The sequence below is a fragment of the Marinobacter sp. PE14 genome (assembly GCF_053566155.1).
Genome location: NZ_JBQXNY010000004.1, coordinates 329,651 through 352,106 on the forward strand (window position 1 = coordinate 329,651; position 22,456 = coordinate 352,106).

The window sequence follows — 22,456 nt, forward strand, 5'->3', positions numbered from 1 at the left end:
CTTCTTAACGGCGGCGCCGCGAAAACCTTTAGTAGTTTTAGCACTTTTTTTCATCTGCTTTTACGACCGGTTTTGCGGCATCCACTTGCCGCTCCGGCAAGCCTCTGCCGCACTCGGCTCACATCGGAATTTCCACGTGGCCCGGTGCGACAACGTTGGCTCTGATCGTGCGGGATGAGCGCAGATTCTCAACCAGAACCTGTTCGCCAACGCTGGCGCTAGCCAGGGCCTTGCCCCGGGAACGTACTGAAAATCCGCCGGTTTTGGCCGTGATGATAACATGATCGCCGCGTTCGACCGCATTCGGGGCCGAAAGCATGTCTGGTGTAACGAGCGAGCCCGCGTTCACTGCGCGCCGCACTTCCATGCCAATCGCCTGTTTCGAATCCGTAATCACGCCACGCCTGGATGAATTGATTTCAACGGACTGCTTTGAGAGTAGCCCTTCGGTTATTCGCTCTCCACGCGTGAGTGGCCTGGCTGCCACCAGGGCTGGCCCATGGATAGAGACTGAAGCGGTGACAAACATTCGCCATGGGCGGGCTCCTTCGCAGGATACGAGCATCGACGGGCTGGTGCTTTTCCATGGGTCACCGCTGAACTCTACACTCAAAGGCTTTTCGCACTCGGCGAGGGCAAGGCGGCTGTCGATGGAACCGGGTTCGAAGGAAACGGTATAGCCATGTTCGGCCTGTTCAGTCGCGAAGCTGTCCAGAAACGCCAGGGTCGCTCTCTGAATCTGTTCGGCCGTCGTTCCCGCGAGGAGCGGCGTGCTCAGGCCAGACATTAGCAGTAGTAGGGCGAAATTGGTGATGCGCATACGTATCAGTTTGTCCTATGCTGTCAACAACAGGGCAGAAAAGCCCGAATCAGGCTAAGGATTCGGTAAAAGTGGCCGTTAAATGGGCTGACCCGCCCCTGATATGACGGGTTTCCGTCGATCAGGCTATTATTCAGTGAACAGCAAGATATATGCCGTTGTAATTCCGGCAAGCCAGGAGAATCAAAATGGCAGGGGTTTTGGACAGTGTTAACCAGCGCACTCAGATGGTCGGAAAGAACCGCCTTGAGCTGCTTCTTTTCCGTCTCAGAGGGCGTCAGATCTACGGGATCAACGTGTTCAAGGTGAAAGAGGTTCTGCAATGTCCGAAGCTGTTCTCCTTGCCGAACAGCCGGCCGGTCGTTCGAGGCGTCGCTCATAGCCGGGGTGAGACCATCCCCATTATTGATCTGAGCATGGCGATTGGTCTGCCCGGTATCCCCCAGGAAGAGCTCTCCACCAGTTTCGTTATCATCACTGAATACAATCGCAAAACGCAGGGTTTCCTGGTGAGCGGCGTTGAACGGATCATGAACATGAACTGGGAAGAAATCCTGCCCCCACCCAAAGGCGCCGGCAAGGATGTCTATCTTACCGCTGTCACGAAAATAGATGATAAGCTTATTGAAATCATTGACGTAGAGAAGATTCTTTCTGAAGTTTCTCCACTTGGGGAGGACGTGACCGAAGCCGTTCTGAGCAAGAGCGCGGAGCGGGTGCCCGGGCATCTGCCCGTGTTGGTGGTGGATGATTCGTCCGTGGCCCGGCGCCAGATACAGCGGTGTCTCACCGCAATTGGCATGGAAGTGGTGCTGAAAAACGACGGCAAGCAGGCAATTGAATATTTGAAGGAAATCACTGGGGACGGTTCCCGGGCCAAAGATCATTTCTCTCTGATCATCTCAGACGTGGAGATGCCTGAAATGGATGGCTACACCCTCGTTACCAAGGTGAAAGAGGACCCTGCGCTTTCGGATATGTTTGTTATGCTTCACACCTCACTCAGCGGTGTGTTCAACCAGGCCATGGTGAAGAAGGTCGGGGCCGACGACTTTATGGCAAAGTTCAGTCCGGACGAACTGGCAGAGCGCGTGATGGAAATCATCGACCAGGGTTGATGGAGCCGCTCAAAGATTCAATCAGAACAGAGACCCAATGAAAGCGGAAATAACGCCACAGGAATATGAAGCCTTCAAATCGTTCCTGCAGAATGCCTGTGGGATTTTACTGGGCGATAATAAACAGTACCTGGTAAAAAGCCGGTTGCGCAGGATTCTCGAAGAGAACAGCCTGAATACCCTGGGTGAACTGCTCGAGCGCCTCAAACGCCCCGGGCGGGGCGGTCTCAAAGAGACTGTCATCGACGCGATGACAACCAATGAAACCCTGTGGTTCCGTGACAATCACCCTTTCCGGATTCTCCAGGAGAAACTGCTTCCCGAATTCGCGGAGCGCAAATCGGCTCAGCCTTTGCGTATCTGGTCTGCGGCCTGCTCAACCGGCCAGGAGCCTTACTCGATTGCCATGATCATCGAGGAGTTTCGGCGGGCGAGGCCCGGAAAGCTCCGGGATGTAAAGATCACCGCTACGGATATTTCCAAAAGCGTTCTTGATGTGGCTCGCAAGGGCGAGTACGAAATGCTTGCCATTGGTCGGGGGCTCTCGCCAGAGCGCCAGAAGCAGTTTTTCACGCCGTCCCTGAACGGTGGCTGGCAGATCAAACCCCAGATCAAGAGCATGGTGGAGTTCAAGGAGTTGAACCTGCTTGAGCGTTATATGCTGGGCAAGTTCGATATTGTGATGTGCCGGAACGTCCTGATCTATTTTTCGGCGGACCTGAAAAAAGACATTCTTACCCGGATGAACGCCACCCTGAACCCGGGTGGCTACCTGGTTCTGGGTGCCTCGGAGTCGCTCAACGGCTTGCCCCATCTCTACGAGATGGTGCAGTGCCATCCCGGAATTATCTACAGGAAAAAATAATCCATGCCCCTCAATGTCTGGGTCCTGGTTGCCGCTCAGGCGCTGGCCATGTGCACAGCGCCTTTTATCGTTTTTATAGGCAGCATTCAGGGCAGAATGCTTGCCCCGGCGCCCGAGTACGCAACACTTCCCGTCGGGCTGGTGGTCGTAGGCACCGTTCTGGCTATCAAACCGGCAACCTGGTTAATGGAGCGCATCGGGCGCAAGCGCGTGATGCTGCTGGGTGCCATCATGGGCATTGTGGCCGGTCTTATCGGAGGCCTGGCGTCCTGGACGGGGCTGTTTTCCCTGCTCTGTCTTGCGGCCGTGGTCGGTGGTACCGGGCTTGCGGTGGTTCACCAATATCGGTTTGCGGCCATGGAATCCGTGGCACCCGGTATGGCTGGCTCTGCTGCCGCTCGCGTGTTGCTGGGTGGTCTGGTGGCAGCCTGGCTCGGGCCGGAAGTTGCGGGTCTGGGCAGCGGCGCGGCCGAGCAGTATCCGTTTCTGGTCAGTTGGATCGCGCTGGCGGCCGTCCAGGGCACGGCTTTGCTGATCCTTGCTATCGGTTACCGGGCAGGGGCTGAGCGCGTTCAGGAATCCCGGCCGGGAGGAGGCCGCCCCCTACGGGAAATTATGGCGAACCCTTCAATCTGGGCTGCCATGAGTGCTGCGGCCATTGGCTATGCAGTGATGAGTTTCATAATGACGGCGACGCCGCTGAGCATGACCGAAATGGCCGGCCATGACCTCGACGATGCCAAGCGAGTGATCCAGCTCCACATAATGGCCATGTATCTTCCGTCGCTGATCAGCGGATGGCTGACACGTGTGGTGGGGATTCCGCTGATGATGGTGGCGGGCCTGCTGGCCTATCTGGGCTGTATTGCCCTTGCCGCCAGCGGTGTCAGCTTCCACCACTATCTGTCAGCACTGTTGTTGCTCGGCGTTGGCTGGAATTTCCTGTTCGTTGGTGGCACAACGCTGTTGCCCCGAGGGTATCGGGATGCCGAACGCTTCCGCGTTCAGGGCCTGAACGACATTATGGTTTTTGGCTCCCAGGCGACCGCGGCGCTGTCTGCCGGCGCAATTCTGAGCTGGCTGGGCTGGGGCGGTCTGGTCATGGTTGCCGTGCCCTTCCTGATACTTCACGGGTTATTGATGACTTTGTGGCTGTTGCGCGAACGAACGCCCGAAGCTGCAGTTAACGGGAGAGAATGATGCTTATAGATTTCGAGGGTATGGATCCGAAGGATGCTTACCACATCCTGACTCAGACAGTGATTCCGAGGCCGGTCGCCTGGGTGCTGAGTGAAAATCCGGATGGGGACTACAATCTTGCGCCATTCTCGTTTTTTACACCGATCACCAGCAATCCCCCTTTGCTGATGATTTCCGTTGGCAAAAAACCGGCGGAGGGCGTTTCGAAAGACACCCGGGTTAACATTGAAGCGAGAAAGAATTTCGTCGTTCATATCGCTCATCGGGATCTCGCCGCGGCGGTCACAGAATCCTCGCGAACCTTGCCCCATGGCGAATCCGAATTGAAAAATCTTGATCTGGAGTTGGTGGATTTCGAAGGATCGAGTCTGCCTCGGCTCAAGGACTGCCGCGTGGCTTTTGCCTGCGAGCTCTACGACATCAAGGAAATCGGTGCCGGCCCCCAGTCACTGGTATTCGGAAAAGTCACCCGGGTATGGGTATCTGATGACGCAGCCCGTTACGATGACAAGAATCGCCTGACCTTCAATGGCGCTGCGATTGATCCGATCGGCCGTCTCGGGGGAAGCGAGTACGTCACCTTCGGTGAAATTCTCAAAATTCCGCGGCCATCCTGAATCGGGGGCAGGGCAAAGGAATGGAACAGCTTAACCTCCGCCATCTCTACTATTTCTGGGTGATCAGCCGGGAAGGTTCCATCGCCCGAGCCAGTGAAGTCCTGGAGCTGGCGCCGCAGACCCTCAGTGGCCAGCTTGCCACGTTTGAAGCCTCGGTGGGTGGCCGCCTGTTCTCCCGGGAACGGCGCAAGCTGATCCTGACGGACTTCGGCCGGCTGATCCTCGGCTACGCCGACGACATATTCGCCCTGACCGGGGAGCTTGCCGAAACCCTGCGGCTTGATCCTTCCGAGCGCCCGCTGACCCTGCGAGCCGGCGTCTCCGCGTCCATTCACAAACTGATTGCCTACAACCTGCTGCAGCCGGCGATGGCGGGCGAGCGGTCCATCCAGCTTGAATGTCAGACCGGGCGCACCGAAGATCTCGTGCTGAGCCTGAAACGCAAGGAGCTGGATCTGGTTCTGACCGACCGGGTGCCAAGGTTGCAGGAGGAAGGCAATCTCACGGTACATTCTCTGGCGGGATCCAGCATGAGTCTGTTCGCCGCACCAGAGTTGGCAAGAAAGCTCAAAAAGGGGTTTCCCGAATCGCTGAATGGCCAACCGTTGCTGGCCAACGCCACGGATGCACCCTATTTCGAGCGGCTGATGAACTGGTTTTCCCTGAATGGGGTGCGAATGAAACTTGTCGCCCGGGTAGATGACAGCGCCCTGATCAAGGTATTCGGCAGCCAGGGGTATGGCGTGTTTGCCGCTCCAACCTCTATTCGCGAGGAGGTCTGCCGCCAGTATGAGGTAGAGCAGATTGCCTCAATTGAAGACGTTATGGATGAATTGTTCGCCATCACCCGCGGCCGGAAAACCGCCCATGAAGGCGTCCGTGCCATTGTCGATGCCCACGCGGGTGATCGGGACGCCTGAGTGCATCGAAAATATCGATTATAAAAGCTCACAAAAGCTTATTTTATCGAACTCTGTTCCTGTCCATTATGGTGTTGTGAAAGGCAGCAACCCGAAGAGGAGCAGTAGCTATGAAGACCATCCACAAATTCCGTCTGGAACCGGGCAAAGAGCCGACCACGCTCACGCTCAAAGAGGGTTACAGGGTGGTGCGCAGCGAATACATCGTGCCCCACAAGGCCGTCTACCTCTGGGTGGAGCAGCCCCTGAATGTAACCACACCAACCCTTGAGCGGCAGTTCCGAGTCGCTTATTCGGGCGAACCGGTGCCTGACAGCTTCGAATACCTCGATACCGCACTGGATCCATTTGGCCCTGAGGCGTACCACGTGTTTGCAATACCTGCTGGTGAAGAAGAGCTCTTCAATACGGCATCTGACGGTGCAAGCAACGACGCGTTCAGCAGGCAGAACTGGCAACACACAGCGATCTCTTGACCACCTCAGGGCCCTTTGGGGCCCTTTTTTATGGCGTCTCGATCGGCAGGTGGCCGGTTTTTACCCAGATGATTGTTTCCTTGTCCACGAACGGGTGATGCTGGCTCAGGTGGGGGCTCCGAATCCACGTGCCCGCCGGGTAGCGACCATGTTCATCGCAAAACTCTCCGGACAGCACGAATATCTCCTCGCCGCCGAAGTGCCGATGGGGCTGGAAAACCTCGTTGGCCGGCCACTTCACCAGGGCCACATGCTCGTGCTCGAATTCGTGCAACGGCATCACCTCAAGCCCACCTATACCGGGCAACCACGGCGTATTGCGCGTATCTATGCGCACAGTTGATCGATCGCGTTCGTCGAACTGATGTAGCTTGACCAGCAGCGTGCAGCCTTCCTTACTGAAAGGGGCGTGCCCACTGCCTGGCGGGTTCCGCAGATAAGTGCCGGCCGGGTAGTCGCCGGTCTCGTCGGAAAATACCCCGTCCAGAACCAGGATTTCTTCACCCAGGGGGTGCTCATGCCGGTTGAAGGAGGCGCCAGGTTCGTACCGGACCACACTGGTGGCATGACCACGCTCCGCTTCCTCGCGGGCAAGAGGTTTCCTCAAAACCCCGCCGGCAGGGCTGGAAACCCATTCCTGCTCTTCGGTACGGATGATGACTTTCTTGGAAAAGTCCATGTTGAGCATTGCAAACCTCAAGACCACCTGAAATTGAAGTGACTAATTACGCGGGCGCCAGCCTTCCGGATGCCTCTATTTGATCAGGGCCTGAATGTTCCGGAACTGCGGGTGTTTGCAATGGCGCATCCATTCAAACGCCACCATCTCAAGCGTTACGATCCTGGCACCGCTCTCGTTCAGGCGGTCCAGGGCTACGTCCCGGTCAAACTCGTTGCGTGAGCCGGTAGCATCGGCCACCACCCACACCTTGTAACCAGCATCAAGCAGGCTCAGGGCGGTCTGCATCATACACACATGGGTCTCGCAACCACCTATTACAATGTGCTGCCGACCCTCCGGCAACTGGTCAACGAGCCCATCGGGGCAGGCATCAAAATGGTGCTTGGCCAGGGTCTGGTTACAGAGTTCCCGGACCGCTTCAACATTATGCCCCAGCTTGTCCGGCAACTGCTCGGTACCCAGCACCGGAACCTCCATGAGCCCGGCAATGGTGGCGAGAACGATGCAACGGTCCACCACCTCGTCGCCATGGCTAATGGCGGGCATCAGCTTTTCCTGGACATCAATGAGCAACAGCGTCGATTGCTCGGCTTTCATAAGCATGGATAGTCTCTCCCCACAAACTCAATGATTATACTCGGCGTTGTACTAACGATAGCCCTGAATCTGCTCATCCGTGAAAGAGAAAACCGGTCTCGCCCGAATTTTTTTGACGATTTTCCCCGAGGGAGTTGCCAAGCGCCCGCAAAACCATTAAAGTTTGCGCCCTCAAATGAGCGACGACGTTGCTGATTTGAAACAGTTTATTGGAGAGGTGGCCGAGTGGCTGAAGGCGCACGCCTGGAAAGTGTGTAAACGTTAATAGCGTTTCGAGGGTTCGAATCCCTCCCTCTCCGCCAATACAAAACCCCAGCAACGCTGGGGTTTTTTATTGGCCGAAGGGTAGGGTAGAAAGAACCCTCGCGGGTTCGACCGAAGCCTGCAAAGCAGGCTGAGGAACGTCGGAGCAAAGCGACGACGGCCCCGAAGGGGTGAGGGCCAAAGGCCCGAATAATCCCTCCCTCGCGGGTTCGACCTAGGATTTCCTCCAAACCAACAGCCGATTATTAGCCGGCATCCCGAAATCCTTTTCAAGCGCCAGCCCGGTTTCCTCACCCAGCGCCTTGAGATCCTCCATATCCCGAATTCCCATATGCGGCGCCTGCGTTCTGAGCGAAAGGTCAAACCGTACATTGCTTTCACTGGTGTGCCGGCCGCCATAGCTGAAAGGCCCATACAGGCAGAAGATTGCACCCTTGGGTAGGGCTTCCGCCAAACCGCGAAACATCGCCTGCACCTCCTCCCAGGCCATGATATGTGCCGTATTGGCGGAAAATGCACCGTCGATGGCCGGCAGTCGGGACCAGTCTCCGTTCAATACCTCCAGGGCAACGGGCGTGTTGATATTCGCAAGGTGTGAGTCGTCGATCCATGCCCGGGAGAGCTGGGCGTTCTGGGGATGGTCGGTGGGCTGCCAAACCAGGTGAGGTAAGTGGCTGGCAAAGTGAACGGCGTGCTGGCCGGTGCCAGTGCCGATTTCCAGAATGGTGCCCGGCTGTTTGAAAAGCTCTACAAGTTTTTCCAGAATCGGCGCTTTGTTATTCTCGCAGGCTTGGGAAAACGGCTTGTCTTTTTGCATGCTCCGACCTTTCGACAGGGGGTAGTTTATGGCGGTTTCAATACGCCGGCTCAGCGGTGACCAGATTAAACCATACCTGGATGACCTCGCGCGCCTGAGGATTGAGGTGTTTCGCCACTTTCCCTACCTGTACGACGGTGATATGGACTACGAGCGCAAGTACCTCGATACCTATGCCCGTTCGCCAGAAAGCCTCTTTGTACTGGCCCTGGATGGCGAATCGGTTGTTGGCGCCGCCACGGGCATCCCGATGGACCATGAAACGGACGAGTTCAAAGGGCCGTTCATCGAGCAGGGTTATGAGCCCAACAAGATCTTCTATTTCGGTGAGTCTGTACTACTACCAAGTTACCGGGGGCAGGGCATCGGCGTGGCCTTCTTCGACCACCGGGAGGGCCATGCCCGGGAACAGGGCTGTTTCATGCACTGCTGTTTCTGCGCGGTAGAGCGGCCTCAAGATCATCCCCTCAGACCCGCCGATTACCAGCCGCTGGACTCATTCTGGCACAACCGCGGCTACCGCAAGGTACCGGAGCTGACCACCACCTATGCATGGAAAGATGTGGATCAGGCGGCGGAAACCGCCAAGCCCATGACGTTCTGGCTGAGGCGTATTGCCTAACGAACGCTGAAGTTGCCGAATTCCCCGGTTGGCGATTCCGGCGCAATATCCACCGCATCCACACGCGCATCCGGTGGGCCCTCGGCGCACCAGGTTCTGAGTTCGTTCAGGCGTTCCTCCGGGCCTTCGGCCACAATTTCAACTCGTCCATCGGGCAGATTGCGAGCGAAACCTGTCAAGCCCAGGGAAGAGGCCTTCTGTTCCGTGGAGGCGCGATAGTAGACCCCCTGTACCCGGCCGGATATCAGAAGTTGCCAGCGTTTGGTATCCATGGTTTGCTCCCGCTCGTTCTGTCGTGTCAGGCTTTATTTCAATCTACCGGTTCGGGCACGACAACTTCAAGGAGAGAGAAAGCCGATGGCCTCCACCCACCTGAAACACAATGCGACTGGCTATGCCGATGCCCTGGTCTGCGAGGCGGAGGGATTGGAACGCCTTGCCAGCGCGCTTGATGAGGCTGGGGTGACCGACGTCGGTGTGCCGCACGTTTATCGGGTGAACGAAACCGAACTCGAAATCACTGCCATCCGGTCTTCAGGTGGCTCAGATCGGGCGCGCGAGGTGCTTGGTGACGGGCTGGCCAGGATGCACGCTCTGCGTCAGGGGGCGCACGGCTGGGGCAGGGACAATTACATTGGCCTGGCACCGCAACCCAATCGCTGGTGCGACAACTGGGGTGAGTTTTTTGTCCACGACCGCCTTGGCTACCAGGTCTCACGTATTCGTGACGCCAGCCGGAGGACTCGCTTCGAACAGGTATTGGACCAGCACGGGGGCTTGCTGATGGACTGGCTGAACGCCCACTGTGAGCACCCGAGCCTGCTCCATGGTGATCTCTGGAATGGTAACGTGCTTTATGGCTCTGACCGCCCCTGGCTGATTGATCCTGCCGTCTATTGCGGTGATCGTGAAGCGGATATCGCCATGACACAGATGTTTGGTGGTTTCGGCGAAGCATTCTACCGGGCCTACGACGCGTGTTACCCAAGAACATCGGTTTATGGCATCAAGCGTGAGGTCTACAACCTCTACCATTACCTGAACCACTACAACCTGTTTGGAGGTGGTTACCTGGAAGGCTGCCAGGTTGGTTTTGCCGCGATTGAAGCAATAGGCCGGGGCAAAGCCTAGATCAGGCCGGCGCTGCGAAGCACAAAGACTCCCAGAGTGACAGTAATGCTTGCCAGAAGGGTCGTCAGGGCGATGATATTGGCCGCCAACCGGTCATTACCGCCCAGCGCCTTCACCATCACGAAACTGGCGGCCGCCGTCGGGCTGGCGAAGAACAGGAACATAAGGCCCAGCTCGGAACCCCGAAAACCGGCCAGCCACGCTGCGGCGGTGCAAAGCGCCGGCAGTATCACCATCTTGAACAGGCTGGAGCCCAACGCCGTTTTGCTGTCGCTGCGGATGGCGCTCAGGGATACGGTGGCGCCGATGCAAAGCAGCGCCAGGGGCAGGGTGAGTGAGGCAAAGTAATCGCCGCTGGTCATGACCCAGCCCGGCAGTGTGATATCCAGGGCGGCGAAGGGAATCGCCACGAAGACCGCCAGGATGAGCGGGTTCCGGACGATATCGTGAAATATCTTCGTCCAGTCCGTGGTCTGCCCCGGTTGGTAGGCTACCAGCACGATCACCGAAAGAATGTTGTAGGATATAATCACCAGGCCAAGCAGGATACCGCCCGCTGAGAGGCCAAAGTCCCCGTAAAGATTGGCGGCGAGCGCCAGGCCGACGATACCGCAGTTACCCCGAAAGGCGCCCTGGACATAGACGCCACGATCCTCCCGAACAACACGCCAACGGGCCCAGACCCAGGTGATGGCAAAACTTCCCAGAGTCGCGCCCAGGTAAAACACAAGAAGCCCGGGATTGAACGCGGTCCCCAGATCTGCCCGGATAATGCTCAGGAATACCAGGGTCGGCAGGGTCGCCTTGAAGACCAGGGCTGAGGCGGTGTTTACAAATGCATTGTCAATCCAGCCGATCTTTCGAAGCCCGAGGCCAATAAACACCATGGCAAACACGGGCAGCGTGGTTTCCATGGTTTGCAGGAACAGATCGATCATGGTCATCAAAGGCGGCCGTTGGGTCTGGGAGCGTGACGGGATTTATTCGAATTATAAGCGGCGGGAAAGCTAGGATGCTATGGGAATACCACGAAGGTATGGGGCGAAAGGATGGAATGGCGAAAAAAAGGGCCCCGGAGGGCCCTCGTCAGTTTCAGGCTTTCAGTTGGTCGCCAACGGGCAGCCGCCGGATGCGTTTGCCGGTTGCGGCGTAGATTGCGTTGCATAGCGCCGGCGCTACCGGTGGCAGGCCTGGTTCACCGACACCGCCCATGGCTTCGTTTGGGTTGTCGACCAGATGAACTCGGAGCGTTTTGGGCGCATCCGGCATGCGGGGAATCAGGAACTTGTCGAAGTTGCCCTGTTGCGCCACGCCGTCCTCAAAGGTCACCTCGCTTTGCAGCGCGATGCCAATGCCCATCACGATAGCGCCCTCCAACTGGGAGCGAATCCGCTCCGGGTTGGCCTGCGGGCCGCAGTCGAAGGCGATGTCTGCCCGGTGGATGGTGAGCTCACCCTGATCATCCACTTCCACATCAAAGACAATCGCGGTATACGACACGAAGCTGTGGTGGAAGGCGAGGCCCAAACCCCGATTCTTGCCGGTGGATTTGCCCCAGTCTGCCTCTTTAGTAACACGCTCAATCACATTGCGCATGCGCCCGATGTCGATAGGGTAGAGATCCGGGTCTTCGCCATAATTCCAGCCATCGCCCACCGTGAGATTGTGGATTTCCCGGTCCGGGCCGAGCAGGTCCAGCACGTAATCGCGATGGTCCTTGCCGGCGGCGACAGCCATCTCATGGGCAAAGCTCTGGATCGCCCAGGCATGGGGCAGGTTGTAGACCGACCGGAACCAGCCGATCCGCACATGGGCGGGGGCTGGCGGGTTTTCCAGCCTCAGGGCCGGCACCGAGAACGGCATGGTGTTAAAGCCCATGCCCAGTTCAAACTCACCCTTGTGTTTCGGATCGGGGGCAAACAGCGAGCCGATACTGGGTGACAGGGTCCGGTGTAGCCAGCCGGTGGCTTGGCCACTATCGTCCAGCCCGGCCTCCAGATAATCAACAGACACGGCATGGAAATAAGCGTGGTGAATGTCGTCTTCCCGCGACCACTGCAACCTGATTGGCCGGCCCTTGAAAGCCTCGGCAATACTGGCTGCCTCAATGGCAAAATCCGGTTTGGACTTGCGACCAAAGCCACCGCCAAGCAGGGTAACGTGAACGGTCACGTTCTCCGCATCCAGACCCAATCGCCCGGCCACGGTATCGCGGGTCGCCTGTGGATTCTGCACCGGCGCCCACACTTCGGCCTTACCGTCCTTGATGCGCACGGTCGCCACCGGAGGCTCCATGGGTGCCTGGGCCATGTGGGGCATGTAGTAGGTGGCAGAGACGCGTTTGTCGGCGCTCTCCAGAGCTGTGTCCAGATCGCCATGCTGACGGACGACCTTGCCGGGTTGCTGCGCCGCTTTCTCCAGGGATTCCCGGTAGGCAGACGAGGTATAGCCGGCGTTGTCTCCGGCAGCCTCCAGATCCCAGTCAATTTTCAGCGCTTTACGTCCTTCCATGGCGGCCCAGGTATTGGAGGCCACCACAGCAATCCCACCGAGTGGGCTGAAGCCCGCCGGTTGCCCCGTGCCCTCAACCTTGAGGACTTTCTCTACACCGGGCACCTTGAGGGCTTCGGTGTCGTCGAAATCGCCAACAGTAGCCCCGTAAACCGGTGGACGGGCGATGACCGCATAAAGCAGGTCCTCGAACGGAACATCAGCGCCATATACCGCCTTACCGGTAACAATATCTTCACCATCGATGGCTTTCGGGTAAGCGGACTTCAGCTCACCGTTAATGAGGCCGGTTTCCTTGCCGACAAATCGCAGTTCGTCATCGCGCTTGAGTACCAGTGCATTGCGCCCGGGAACGTCGAGCTCCCGTGCCTTGGCTGCGAGTTCCCCAAAGCCGAGTTCCTTGCCGGAAGGCTTGTGAATGATGGTGTGTACGCCAGCCTGCACCTCACTAACCGGCACGCCCCACTCATTGGCGGCCGCCTGCTCCAGCATCTGCCTGGCCGCCGCTGCGGCTCGGCGCATGGGCTGGTACCAGTGGCGCATACTGCGGGAACCGTCGGTGTTCTGGTTGCCGTATTTGCTGTGATCGCCCTCGGCCTGATCGACTCTCACTTGCTCCCAGTCAGCGCCGAGCTCGTCGGCACCGACCATCACCAGGCTGGTCCGGATGCCCTGACCCATTTCGGAGCGGTTGTTCACAATGGTTACCAGGCCATCAGCATCGATATGGATGAACACGTTCGGGTCGTCCACCCAGCCGCCGGGCATTGCTCCGGCGCCAAATTGAGCCTTTTCATTGCCGCCCAGGGCCACATCCCAACGGGCCGCGAGTACCAGGGCAGAGCCACCCGCCAGGCCCATCAGGAATCGCCGACGGCTAACGTTGGCAATCATCAAGTTGTCATCGGCGCTCATGCTTCACCCTCCTTGCCGGAAGCCCGTTCGATCGCCGCCAGAATGCGGTTGTAGGTGCCACAGCGACAGAGATTCCCTGCCATGGCATCCACAATCTCCCCGGTGTCGGGATTCGGTGATTTTTTCAGCAGCGCTGTGGCGTTCATGATCTGGCCACCCTGGCAGTAACCGCACTGGGCCACCCCGAGATCGAGCCAGGCCTGCTGCACCTTGCTGCCAACCGGATCGTCGGCCATGGCTTCAATGGTGGTGATCTCGCCACTGGCCGCAGAGACCGGTGTGACGCAGGAGCGGATTGCCGTTCCGTTAAGGTGAACCGTGCAGGCGCCGCACTGGGACATCCCGCATCCGAACTTGGTTCCTTTAAGGCCGACAACGTCGCGGATTACCCAGAGCAGGGGCATGTTGTCGGGGACGTCGAGCTCGTAGCGCTCGCCGTTGATCGTGAGGGTAGCCATAACGTCCTCTCGTTTATGAGTTTCGCGTTTCCTTCACTGTAGCCCTACGAACTGCCAGAGTAAAAAGAGCAATCTGGATGAAAGGTAATAAAATCGCTTGCACGCTCGCCTCGGGCCTGGGCTATAGTAGGCCCCGGAAACAAGAGAAGAAGAGGATAAGGATGGACGCCGTTAATCCCACCCCCGAACAGCTGCAAAAAGTCCTGGCGGATACCCCGAAAGACCAGCCCGTTGTCATGCTGAATCTGCTGCGCTTCCGTGATAGGGCCAATTACAAGGAAGAGGCGCCGGAGCGAAGCGGCCGCGAAGCTTACACGCTTTACATGGAGGAGGCTGCCGCCTGCGTAAAATCGGTGGGCGCGGAAGTCATCTGGTCTGGCCGCAGTGTTGGATCGCTGATCGCACCCCCGGATGAATCCTGGGATCAGGTGTTGCTCGTGCGGTATCCCTCAATCGATGCGTTCATGGCCATGATTGAAAGCCCGGATTACAAAGGCGTGGTCAAGCATCGCACCGCTGCCGTTCAGGATTCACGGCTGGTCGCCAATCTTGAAACACGGATGTAATTAGAGCCGGATCAAAGCCCGGCTTGCTGGATGGCCATGTAGCTGATGGTGCCTGCGGCGATAGAGAGCAGGGCATTGCGGCGCCAAAGGTGAATGAACACCACGAGGACACCGGGAAGCAGGGCATCGAATCCCATCCAGGAGCCGGACCAGTCTGCCGAGCGCTGCAGGAATACCGTAGCCAGCAATGCCATAACCGCCGCAGGAAGGTAGCGTCCCAGATGGCGCACCAGCGGATGCTCCGTGTGCCTCTCGAAAAACAGGAAGGGAATCACCCGCGTCGCAAAGGTCGCGACTGCCGCCACCGCAATGAATGCCGCGAGATAGCCGGACTCACCCATGGCTGCTCTCCTTGCGCAATGTCTGCCCGCGATGCTTCCGATATTCGAACAGCAGGACGGCAGTGACCAGGGCAATGGCACCGATCAACTGGTGTGCCGGTGGCAAAATCAGCATGGCGACGCCCGCGGCTGCTGCTCCGAGCCAGATCGGGAAACCTTCTCCCAGGGCTTTGAATTGCTCCAGAGTCAGAACAATGAACAGAGCCACCAGCGCGAACTCAATGCCTGTGCTGTCGAAGGCGACATTGTCGCCAAGCAATGCACCGATTGCGCACCCTGCCACCCAGTAACACTGGTTGAAGCCGGTAATTCGGAAATCGACTTCCTGTTCGTGGACCCGGTCAGTTCCCCGTGGTCGACTGGTGAGCAGGGAATAGGTTTCATCGGTCAAACCGAAAATAAGGTAGAGCTTTCGCCAGCCCGCCCCCTTGAACTGGCCGAGCAGTGAAAGCCCGTAGAACAGATGGCGGGCGTTCAGAACAAACATCGCGATGAATACTTCCAGCAGGCCCGCGTTAACGGCCAGAAGGCTCACGGCAAGTATCTGGCCGGCTCCGGCGTAAATCACGATTCCCATCAACGGCGCTGCCCACCAGGCGTAGTCAAGCTGCGTCGTGAACAGCACACCGAAAGCCATGCCCAGCGGTAGATAGCCGAACAAGATGGGTAAAGTAAGTTTGAAAACGGATTGGTTCATTAGCATCCAAACGGTCAGAAAGCGGCGATCATAGAGAATCGGTGAAATTTTTTGAAGTGGTTAACACCATAAAGAATGGCAAGCGTTAAAAAGCTGACGCTGAAGGTGCAATAAAAATGTCACAAAATCGGCATACCATCCGCGGCATAGCCCGTTGTTGGAGTTGTCATGTTCGGCACAGTAAGAACCCGCATTCTTTTTTTCGCCTTTCTCTCGGTCTTTGCCGTCGCAGGACTTTCCGCTCTGTCCTGGAGCATAATCCTGAAAGCGGAAGACGCCTCCAAGACCCTGATCCAGACCAACCTCAACGAAGCCTGGCTGCTGGCGGACTTGGAGCAGGATCACCGGCACCTTCAGGATCTTGCGTACAAGATCAAGGCCCAGCTTCTGCTGTGGGATGAGATCGAGACCGAGTTCAGCCGTTTGGAGACCGATTTGCCCGCGCATTGGCAGAATCTGGAAATGGATCCGGGACTGAGCGAATGGGCCGAGACCCACCGCAAGGATTTCGAGCGGGTATTGGCGCTTATCGTCCGAATGAAAGAGGGTATTGCAGAGAAAAGCTATTACCGTGTCGGACAGGTGGTGGACTTCGACCTTTTCCCGGCCATGGAGCCGATGCTAGAAGCCATTGCCGAGCGCCAGTTTCAAAGCCGGACGTCTGTATCCGATGGCGCCGACGAGTTGCTGTCGTTTCTGGCTGGCCAGCAAGACTTTCTGATTGTCGGTTCCATGTCTTTTCTGCTTATCGTTATCGCCATGACCTGGTGGCTAAGGCGGTCGGTGATTCTGCGTTTGCAGGGTATAGAAAACGATCTGGTCGCCATGGAGAAAAACGCCGACCTCACGCGGGTGCCTGTCCTGAAGGGGCAGGACGAGGTTGCCGGAGTCGCAAAGGCGCTGGGCGGTCTGGTCTCCCGATTCGAGCATTTTATTGCAGACATCCGATCGGCTGCCGGTGGTCTGGATGAGCGTTCCGGCACCCTGGATAAGGGTGCCGAATCCCTCCAGGCAGCATCGGAGAAAACCCGGAAGCAGATTCATGATGTCAGCCAGTCCATGGTCGCCATTGCCGACCAGGCCTCGGCCATTGAGCGAGCCACAGATGAGTCTGCCAACACCGTGAAATCGGCGGTGGCGGCCAACGAAGAAGTCCAGCATCGACTCACCACAAGCGAGGGCGCAGCAGAACATACGGTGGATGTCATTTCCCGCGTTTCAGGTTCCATTCACTCCCTTAACGAGTCCACGGGCAAGATTGAGCAGGTTATCGGAGTGATTGCCGATATTGCCGAGCAGACCAACTTGCTGGCTCTGAATGCTGCGATCGAAGCGGCTCGAGCAGGGGAACACGGTCGTGGCTTTGCGGTGGTAGCCGATGAGGTTCGGACTCTTTCCCGTCGCACCTCCGACTCTACCCAAAATATATCCCAGTGGGTGCAGGACCTTGTATCCGGCGTAAGCAGCGTCGATGTACTGTTGGGGGAGATGCGTGATGCCGGCAGCAGCAACCGAGAGCATTTGGCTGCACTCAAGGGGCACCTTCAATCCCTGCAGGGTCAGTTCGTGGATCTTGAGAGCCATAGTGCAGAGATCAGCTCGGCCGTTGCGTTTCAACGGGACGAGATCGGGCGGGTAGGCCGCCGTTCAAGCGCACTGGACGAAAGCGCCGACTTCCTCATTGAAACCGTCGAGCAAACCCGGACCATCAGCGAGGCGCTCAGGCAGGAATCGGTTTCCATGCGACAATTGATCGCACGCTTCCGGACCACCGCAGAACCTGCCTGATCACGAATTGTTTGCCCAGAACCTCTCTCCGGGCTTCTACCTCAGCGCTATAACTCTTACCATGGAGTTTCCGCAGGAGGTAGCATGACTGACAGCGCCGAAAACCAGGCAGAGCAAGACCCCAGACAGGAAAAATTCGTCGTCGACACCGAGTTGCTGACGGAAGATCAGCTTCAGGGCCTGGTGGAGGAGTACTGCACCCGCTACCACGGACTGAACGACACCGAAAACCCCATGGGTGAGCAGAGCCGGGTAATGTCTGCGGTTCGTCGGGGCGATCTGGTGGTCTGGTTCGATCCCGTGGAAAACACCGCCGGGCTGGGTGTGCCGGCTTAGGCGTCAGGTGTGTCACGGTATTTGTGTTTGCACCTACCCGGGGCCAGAACTAAACGTTACAATCGCGCTGTTTTCCGAAAGCCGTGTGCGAGGTGAATTTTGATCAGGGTACTGGTTGTAGATGACCATGAGCTGGTGAGGTCCGGTATTACCCGGATGCTGGCTGACAACCCGGACATTGAAGTCCTCGGGCAGGCACCATCCGGAGAGGATGCCATCGATTTCGTCCGCCAGCAGCGGCCGGACATCGTGCTCATGGATATTCGCATGCCAGGCATCGGGGGCCTCGAGGCGACCCGTCGTATACTCCGCGTTGATGATTCCATTCGCGTGATCGTGGTAACGGCCTGCGCAGACGACCCCTATCCAGCCCGCGTCATGCAAAGCGGTGCCACCGCCTACATCACCAAAGGCGCGGATATCAAAGAGATGGTCCGCGCCATTCGTATGGCCCACACCGGCCAGCGCTATATCAGCCCGGAAATCGCTCAGAAGATGGCGCTGAAACAGCTCGGCGGCGGCGATCGGGACGAGGACGGCGAGCTTTCGCTGTTCGACAGGCTTTCCGAACGGGAAATGCAGATCGCGATGATGGTGGTGGATTGCCAGAAGGTGCAGGATATTTCGGACAAGCTGTGCCTGAGTCCGAAGACCGTGAACAGCTACCGTTACCGGATTTTCGAGAAACTGGAAATTTCCAGTGATGTCGAATTGGCCCTGATGGCAGTGCGGCTCGGGTTGCTTGATGCCGACAAGGTCTGACCCTGAGAGCACCCACATCGGGGAGTTTGACAGCAAGAGCTTCCTGAAACAGTTGACCGAGCGGCCCGGCGTCTACCGAATGTACGACGAAGGTGGCTCGGTTCTATACGTGGGCAAGGCCCGCAACCTGAAAAAACGGGTTGGCAGCTATTTCCGTAAGACCGGCCTGGCGCCCAAAACGGAAGCCCTGGTTGGCAAAATTGCCTTTATCGAGGTGACGATTACCGGCAGTGAGACCGAGGCGCTGCTGCTCGAACAGAATCTGATTAAATCGTTACGGCCGCCGTACAACATCCTGCTCCGTGACGATAAGTCCTATCCCTATATCTATCTGTCTTCCCACAGCGATTACCCTTCGCTGACGTTTCGTCGTGGGCGCACCAAAAAGGGTGGCGGCACCTGGTTCGGGCCGTTTCCGAGCTCGGGCGCGGTCAAGGAAAGTCTTAATGTACTACAGAAGATTTTCCGCATAAGGAATTGTAGTGAAAGCTTTTTCAGGAATCGTACAAGGCCTTGCCTGCAGTACCAGATCAACCGGTGCACGGCACCCTGTGTTGAATACATTACGCCCGAGGAGTATCAGCAGGACATCCGCCACGCGAGCATGTTTCTGGAGGGCAAAAACCCTGCGATCCTTCACGATCTGATGAATGCCATGGAGGCCGCCTCGAAGAACCTGGAATTCGAGAAGGCGGCGGCCTATCGGGACCAGATTAACCACCTGCGCCATGTTCAGGAGCAGCAGTCGGTAGACGGCGAGGGCGGTGATGCGGATGTCATCGCCATTGCCCAGGATGCGGGTATCGTCTGCATCGTGGTGATCATCGTGCGGGGTGGTCGTGTGCTCGGTACCAAGGACTATTTCCCCCGCTACTCCATTGAGCAGACCGAGGGCGAACTGCTCAGCGCGTTCCTCGGGCAGTACTATTTCGGCGGCAACACACGACGGGAGATTCCGCGGGATATCCTGGTGCCGGTTGAGGTGGAAGGTCAGGAACTGTTGGCCCAGGCCCTCAGCGAGTCCGCAAACCGGGAAACCCGGATCCGGGGCAATGTTCGTGGTGAACGCCGCCGGTGGCTGGAACTGGCCATGACCAACGCCCGCCAGACCCTGCTCACTCACCTGGCGAGCAAGGAGACCGTATACCGGCGCCTGCTGGCCCTGAGGGACCTTTTGGAACTGGCGGAGACGCCGTCACGCATGGAGTGTTTCGATATCAGCCACAGCCACGGGGAAAATACCGTCGCATCCTGTGTGGTTTTCGATGAGAATGGCCCCCTGAAGAGTGATTACCGCCTGTACAATATCGAGGGCGTGACTGCCGGCGATGATTACGCCGCCATGCGCCAGGTGCTTTCCCGCCGCTACAAACGGATGGTGGCCGGTGAGGGCAAGCGCCCGGATCTGGTGTTCATTGACGGTGGTAAAGGGCAGTTGAATATTGCCCGGGAAGTGTTTGACGAGCTTGAGATTTCGGACATTCCGCTGATTGGTGTCGCCAAGGGTGTGACCCGGCGTGCAGGCATGGAGCAGCTGATAGACGCCATGACCGGCGATGTGTTCCGGGTGCCGGCCGATTCGCCCGCGTTGCACCTGATCCAGCACATCCGGGACGAGTCCCACCGGTTTGCGATAACCGGGCACCGGGCGCGCCGTGATAAAAAGCGCCGGCAGTCTACACTGGAGGGCATTGAGGGCGTGGGGCCGAAAAAGCGTCGCGACCTGATTCGATACTTTGGCGGGATACAGGAACTCCGCAAGGCCGGGATTGATGAGATGACCAAGGTGCAGGGCATCAGCAAATCACTGGCCGAAACCATATACGCAGCATTGCACGACGAGTAAGGACAGCATGAATTTACCAAACATCCTCACCCTTTCCCGCATCATCATGATTCCGGTGTTCGTGGTGATTTTTTACCTTCCGGTGGGGTGGAGCTACCTCGTGAGCGCGGCCATTTTCGGATTGGCGGCGGCCACGGACTGGCTGGATGGTTACCTGGCGCGAAAACTTGACCAGAGCACCCCGTTCGGCGCCTTCCTTGACCCGGTTGCGGACAAGCTCATGGTGGCCGTTGCGCTGGCGGTGTTGATCGAGGAACATTCTGCGATTCTACTGACGATTCCGGCCACCGTTATCATCGGTCGTGAAATTGTCATTTCCGCTTTGCGGGAGTGGATGGCGGAAATTGGCAGCCGCAACAGCGTGGCGGTTTCCTTCATCGGCAAGATCAAGACCACAGCTCAGATGTGTGCGATTGTGGGCCTTCTGGCGTTTCCTCCCGGCGTGCTCTGGGCCAATGTCGCTCTGGGTCTGCTCTATATCGCCGCGATTCTCACGCTCTGGTCCATGGGGCTGTACCTCAAGGCTGCCTGGGCTGATCTGTTCCCTGAGAAGGCATCAGGCCAGGCGGATAATCACACGTCGTAGCCCATTCAATTACCCTGGCGGCCAGATTGCTGCCAGCGGCTCCGAAGGCTTCAACAACCTGATCAACTGAGGTGCCGGCGGCGGGTTCAGCGACCCTGATGGTGCGGGCACACAGGCTGGCCCTGGATCGGTTGTGAATCATCTGCAGGTGCAGCTCGACGACCACTTCGGTTCCGGCTTCCAGGGTTTCCGAGTGAAAGGCCGAGAGCTCGGTTACCAGAGTCAATTCGGCCTGCGCCGGGTTGGTATCGGTAATAACGGAGGTGAAGGCACCGCTCTTGCGAAGACTGCTCACCAGAGTGTCTCGAACCACCACGGGCGCAGTGTCCCGCCAGCGGGTCCCTTCGTAGACCCGGAACTCCCTTGCTGTGGGTTTTGCCAGGATCAGCGAGCCGTTAAATGGCTCTGAGGCGTAGGGTGTATCAACCCGAAGCGATGCCGAAACCGCTTGTTCTGCCGTCGGGACTTTCCCAATCACAGTCAGGTCCATAACCCTGGGCGGCTCCGGGTTCGGAAATACTGTGCAGCCAGCAGCAAAGGCAAAGCCAAGGAGAAATGCAGTGTTTCTGATTGACCTCAATGTCACTGTGCCATCTCCTTTATGCTTTCATTGCCGAACAGGGTGCCAGTGGGGTCCTGTTCCAGGCGGCGGCTAAACTGATTCAGGCTGCGGAGAGTCGACCTCAGCTCTCTCAAAGCCGGTGCCAGCTCTCCCATACCCTGCAGTCCGGCATCCATTGCCCCCTGGTTGTTTCGGGTCAGGTCATCAATCCTTGCCATGGTGGTGGTGATAACCGCGAGGGCTTTGTCCATGGATTGCAAAACGCGCTGGCCATCGTTTTGCAGCAGCTCGTTGGCGTTTTCCGAAACGTTGGACACTTTGATCGCAGCTTCTTCGGCGCGAACGGCGGCGGCATCGAATTGTTCGAGCAGGGCGATCAGCTGATCCCGGCGGTCGAGCAGGGCGTCTGTCGCTTCGCGTGTGTTTTGCAGGATGGCCGATGCGTTGTCGATGTTGTCAGCAGATAACAGCTCCGTCGCGCTGGTAAGCAGCTGGTCGGCTTTGGCCAGAAGTTGCTCGCCGTTGGAAAGCAGGCTGGTGAACGCCGAGGGCTCAGCAATGATTACCGGCGGGTTGTCCTCGTGACCTTTCAACGCGGGCTTGTCCGGGCTTCCACCACTGAACTGGACGCTCATGCTGCCGGTGATGTTGGCGAGCACCAGGCCGGCTTTCGTGTTCTCCCGAATGGGAACCGACTGATCCACCCGAACCAGAACCCGCACATGGCCTGGATTGTCCGGGTCCAGCTTCAGCTCCACCACATCGCCAATCTGAACGCCGCTGTAGAGCACAGGGTTACCTTCGGACAGGCCACCAACGGCATGGTCGAACAGAATCTCGTAGTAGCCCCATTCCCGATCGGCGGAGGATTTCGCCAGCCACAGAGAAAATATCAAGGCGGCGGCAAAAGCCAGGATCGTAAACAGCCCAATGATCAGGTGGTGGGCCCTTGGCTCCAT

Annotated in this window: 26 protein-coding genes and 1 tRNA gene; 15 read left to right on the forward strand and 12 right to left on the reverse strand. The window is 57.8% G+C overall.

Translation table 11 applies throughout. The features are described from left to right. Positions 1–118: 118 nt before the first annotated feature. Complete coding sequence (gene flgA, locus ACWJ62_RS15065) at positions 119–820, reverse strand: flagellar basal body P-ring formation chaperone FlgA (RefSeq protein ID WP_449286916.1); 702 nt, start codon at positions 818–820, stop codon at positions 119–121. 188 nt (positions 821–1,008) lie between these two features. Between flgA and ACWJ62_RS15070 the strand changes: the two genes are divergently transcribed. The 6 genes from ACWJ62_RS15070 (at position 1,009) to ACWJ62_RS15095 (ending at position 6,016) form a co-directional block, all read left to right on the forward strand. Next, a complete protein-coding gene (locus ACWJ62_RS15070) occupies positions 1,009–1,938 on the forward strand; it encodes a chemotaxis protein CheV (RefSeq protein ID WP_449286917.1) in 930 nt (309 codons plus the stop codon). Positions 1,939–1,975: 37 nt separating this feature from the next. Further along, on the forward strand, positions 1,976–2,803 hold the full coding sequence (locus ACWJ62_RS15075) for a CheR family methyltransferase (RefSeq protein ID WP_449286918.1): 828 nt from the start codon (positions 1,976–1,978) through the stop codon (positions 2,801–2,803). A 3-nt stretch (positions 2,804–2,806) separates the two neighbouring features. Further along, positions 2,807–4,003 carry an MFS transporter gene (locus ACWJ62_RS15080; RefSeq protein WP_449286919.1) on the forward strand — a complete coding sequence of 399 codons (1,197 nt, stop codon included), beginning with the start codon at positions 2,807–2,809 and terminating at the stop codon, positions 4,001–4,003. After that, on the forward strand, positions 4,000–4,620 hold the full coding sequence (locus tag ACWJ62_RS15085) for a flavin reductase family protein (RefSeq protein ID WP_449286920.1): 621 nt from the start codon (positions 4,000–4,002) through the stop codon (positions 4,618–4,620). Before ACWJ62_RS15080 ends, ACWJ62_RS15085 begins: the two co-directional genes overlap by 4 nt. Positions 4,621–4,640: 20 nt before the next feature. Further along, entirely contained in the window at positions 4,641–5,540 is a 900-nt protein-coding gene (locus tag ACWJ62_RS15090; RefSeq protein WP_449286921.1) for a LysR family transcriptional regulator, read from the forward strand. 110 nt (positions 5,541–5,650) lie between these two features. After that, on the forward strand, positions 5,651–6,016 hold the full coding sequence (locus tag ACWJ62_RS15095; protein ID WP_014576948.1) for a DUF7352 domain-containing protein: 366 nt from the start codon (positions 5,651–5,653) through the stop codon (positions 6,014–6,016). Positions 6,017–6,044: 28 nt separating this feature from the next. Here the strand turns inward: ACWJ62_RS15095 and ACWJ62_RS15100 are convergent, their stop codons facing one another. Together ACWJ62_RS15100 and ACWJ62_RS15105 are read right to left on the reverse strand one after the other, a co-directional pair. After that, positions 6,045–6,704 (reverse strand): cupin domain-containing protein, encoded by a 660-nt coding sequence (locus ACWJ62_RS15100; RefSeq protein ID WP_449286922.1) that lies wholly within the window; start codon positions 6,702–6,704, stop codon positions 6,045–6,047. A 66-nt stretch (positions 6,705–6,770) separates the two neighbouring features. Beyond that, complete coding sequence (locus tag ACWJ62_RS15105; protein WP_008174446.1) at positions 6,771–7,301, reverse strand: isochorismatase family protein; 531 nt, start codon at positions 7,299–7,301, stop codon at positions 6,771–6,773. 205 nt (positions 7,302–7,506) lie between these two features. Here ACWJ62_RS15105 and ACWJ62_RS15110 point away from each other — a divergent pair. Further along, a tRNA-Ser gene (locus ACWJ62_RS15110) sits at positions 7,507–7,597 on the forward strand. A gap of 176 nt (positions 7,598–7,773) precedes the next feature. Here ACWJ62_RS15110 and ACWJ62_RS15115 read toward each other — a convergent pair. After that, positions 7,774–8,376, reverse strand: a complete 603-nt coding sequence (locus tag ACWJ62_RS15115) for a DUF938 domain-containing protein (RefSeq protein WP_449286923.1) — start codon at positions 8,374–8,376, stop codon at positions 7,774–7,776. A gap of 28 nt (positions 8,377–8,404) precedes the next feature. Between ACWJ62_RS15115 and ACWJ62_RS15120 the strand changes: the two genes are divergently transcribed. After that, complete coding sequence (locus ACWJ62_RS15120; protein ID WP_449286924.1) at positions 8,405–8,998, forward strand: GNAT family N-acetyltransferase; 594 nt, start codon at positions 8,405–8,407, stop codon at positions 8,996–8,998. Here ACWJ62_RS15120 and ACWJ62_RS15125 read toward each other — a convergent pair. Beyond that, the gene (locus tag ACWJ62_RS15125) at positions 8,995–9,270 is read right to left on the reverse strand and encodes an acylphosphatase (RefSeq protein ID WP_449286925.1); all 276 of its coding nucleotides are present in this window, start codon (positions 9,268–9,270) and stop codon (positions 8,995–8,997) included. The two genes, ACWJ62_RS15120 and ACWJ62_RS15125, sit on opposite strands and share 4 nt — an antisense overlap. An 85-nt stretch (positions 9,271–9,355) precedes the next feature. Here ACWJ62_RS15125 and ACWJ62_RS15130 point away from each other — a divergent pair, with 85 nt between their 5' ends. Then, positions 9,356–10,129, forward strand: coding sequence for a fructosamine kinase family protein (locus ACWJ62_RS15130; protein ID WP_449286926.1), 774 nt, complete (start codon positions 9,356–9,358; stop codon positions 10,127–10,129). On the opposite strand, the gene ACWJ62_RS15135 is transcribed toward ACWJ62_RS15130, so the two are convergent. From ACWJ62_RS15135 to ACWJ62_RS15145, 3 genes are all read right to left on the reverse strand, one after another. Continuing rightward, positions 10,126–11,067 carry an AEC family transporter gene (locus ACWJ62_RS15135; RefSeq protein ID WP_449287098.1) on the reverse strand — a complete coding sequence of 314 codons (942 nt, stop codon included), beginning with the start codon at positions 11,065–11,067 and terminating at the stop codon, positions 10,126–10,128. The two genes, ACWJ62_RS15130 and ACWJ62_RS15135, sit on opposite strands and share 4 nt — an antisense overlap. A 154-nt stretch (positions 11,068–11,221) precedes the next feature. Further along, positions 11,222–13,555: a molybdopterin cofactor-binding domain-containing protein gene (locus tag ACWJ62_RS15140; protein ID WP_449286927.1), complete on the reverse strand. Its 2,334-nt coding sequence runs from the start codon at positions 13,553–13,555 to the stop codon at positions 11,222–11,224. Then, positions 13,552–14,013 carry a (2Fe-2S)-binding protein gene (locus ACWJ62_RS15145; RefSeq protein WP_449286928.1) on the reverse strand — a complete coding sequence of 154 codons (462 nt, stop codon included), beginning with the start codon at positions 14,011–14,013 and terminating at the stop codon, positions 13,552–13,554. Before ACWJ62_RS15145 ends, ACWJ62_RS15140 begins: the two co-directional genes overlap by 4 nt. Before the next feature lie 161 nt (positions 14,014–14,174). Here ACWJ62_RS15145 and ACWJ62_RS15150 point away from each other — a divergent pair, with 161 nt between their 5' ends. Then, positions 14,175–14,579 carry a DUF1330 domain-containing protein gene (locus tag ACWJ62_RS15150; RefSeq protein ID WP_449286929.1) on the forward strand — a complete coding sequence of 135 codons (405 nt, stop codon included), beginning with the start codon at positions 14,175–14,177 and terminating at the stop codon, positions 14,577–14,579. Between the two features lie 11 nt (positions 14,580–14,590). Here the strand turns inward: ACWJ62_RS15150 and ACWJ62_RS15155 are convergent, their stop codons facing one another. Both ACWJ62_RS15155 and ACWJ62_RS15160 read right to left on the reverse strand, forming a co-directional pair. Next, positions 14,591–14,920, reverse strand: a complete 330-nt coding sequence (locus ACWJ62_RS15155; protein WP_449286930.1) for a branched-chain amino acid transporter permease — start codon at positions 14,918–14,920, stop codon at positions 14,591–14,593. Beyond that, entirely contained in the window at positions 14,913–15,617 is a 705-nt protein-coding gene (locus ACWJ62_RS15160; protein WP_449286931.1) for an AzlC family ABC transporter permease, read from the reverse strand. Before ACWJ62_RS15160 ends, ACWJ62_RS15155 begins: the two co-directional genes overlap by 8 nt. A 168-nt stretch (positions 15,618–15,785) precedes the next feature. Here ACWJ62_RS15160 and ACWJ62_RS15165 point away from each other — a divergent pair, with 168 nt between their 5' ends. From ACWJ62_RS15165 to pgsA, 5 genes are all read left to right on the forward strand, one after another. Then, on the forward strand, positions 15,786–17,405 hold the full coding sequence (locus tag ACWJ62_RS15165) for a methyl-accepting chemotaxis protein (protein ID WP_449286932.1): 1,620 nt from the start codon (positions 15,786–15,788) through the stop codon (positions 17,403–17,405). Between the two features lie 84 nt (positions 17,406–17,489). Then, entirely contained in the window at positions 17,490–17,741 is a 252-nt protein-coding gene (locus ACWJ62_RS15170; RefSeq protein WP_088557382.1) for a hypothetical protein, read from the forward strand. Between the two features lie 99 nt (positions 17,742–17,840). Beyond that, entirely contained in the window at positions 17,841–18,503 is a 663-nt protein-coding gene (uvrY, locus tag ACWJ62_RS15175) for a UvrY/SirA/GacA family response regulator transcription factor (RefSeq protein ID WP_449286933.1), read from the forward strand. Beyond that, positions 18,487–20,349 carry an excinuclease ABC subunit UvrC gene (gene uvrC / locus ACWJ62_RS15180; RefSeq protein ID WP_449286934.1) on the forward strand — a complete coding sequence of 621 codons (1,863 nt, stop codon included), beginning with the start codon at positions 18,487–18,489 and terminating at the stop codon, positions 20,347–20,349. The genes uvrY and uvrC overlap by 17 nt, the downstream gene beginning before the upstream one ends. A gap of 7 nt (positions 20,350–20,356) precedes the next feature. After that, complete coding sequence (pgsA, locus tag ACWJ62_RS15185; protein WP_449286935.1) at positions 20,357–20,935, forward strand: CDP-diacylglycerol--glycerol-3-phosphate 3-phosphatidyltransferase; 579 nt, start codon at positions 20,357–20,359, stop codon at positions 20,933–20,935. Here the strand turns inward: pgsA and ACWJ62_RS15190 are convergent. Together ACWJ62_RS15190 and ACWJ62_RS15195 are read right to left on the reverse strand one after the other, a co-directional pair. After that, complete coding sequence (locus ACWJ62_RS15190; RefSeq protein WP_449286936.1) at positions 20,868–21,521, reverse strand: ABC-type transport auxiliary lipoprotein family protein; 654 nt, start codon at positions 21,519–21,521, stop codon at positions 20,868–20,870. The genes pgsA and ACWJ62_RS15190 overlap by 68 nt on opposite strands. After that, positions 21,518–22,456, reverse strand: coding sequence for an MlaD family protein (locus tag ACWJ62_RS15195; protein ID WP_449286937.1), 939 nt, complete (start codon positions 22,454–22,456; stop codon positions 21,518–21,520). The genes ACWJ62_RS15190 and ACWJ62_RS15195 overlap by 4 nt, the downstream gene beginning before the upstream one ends.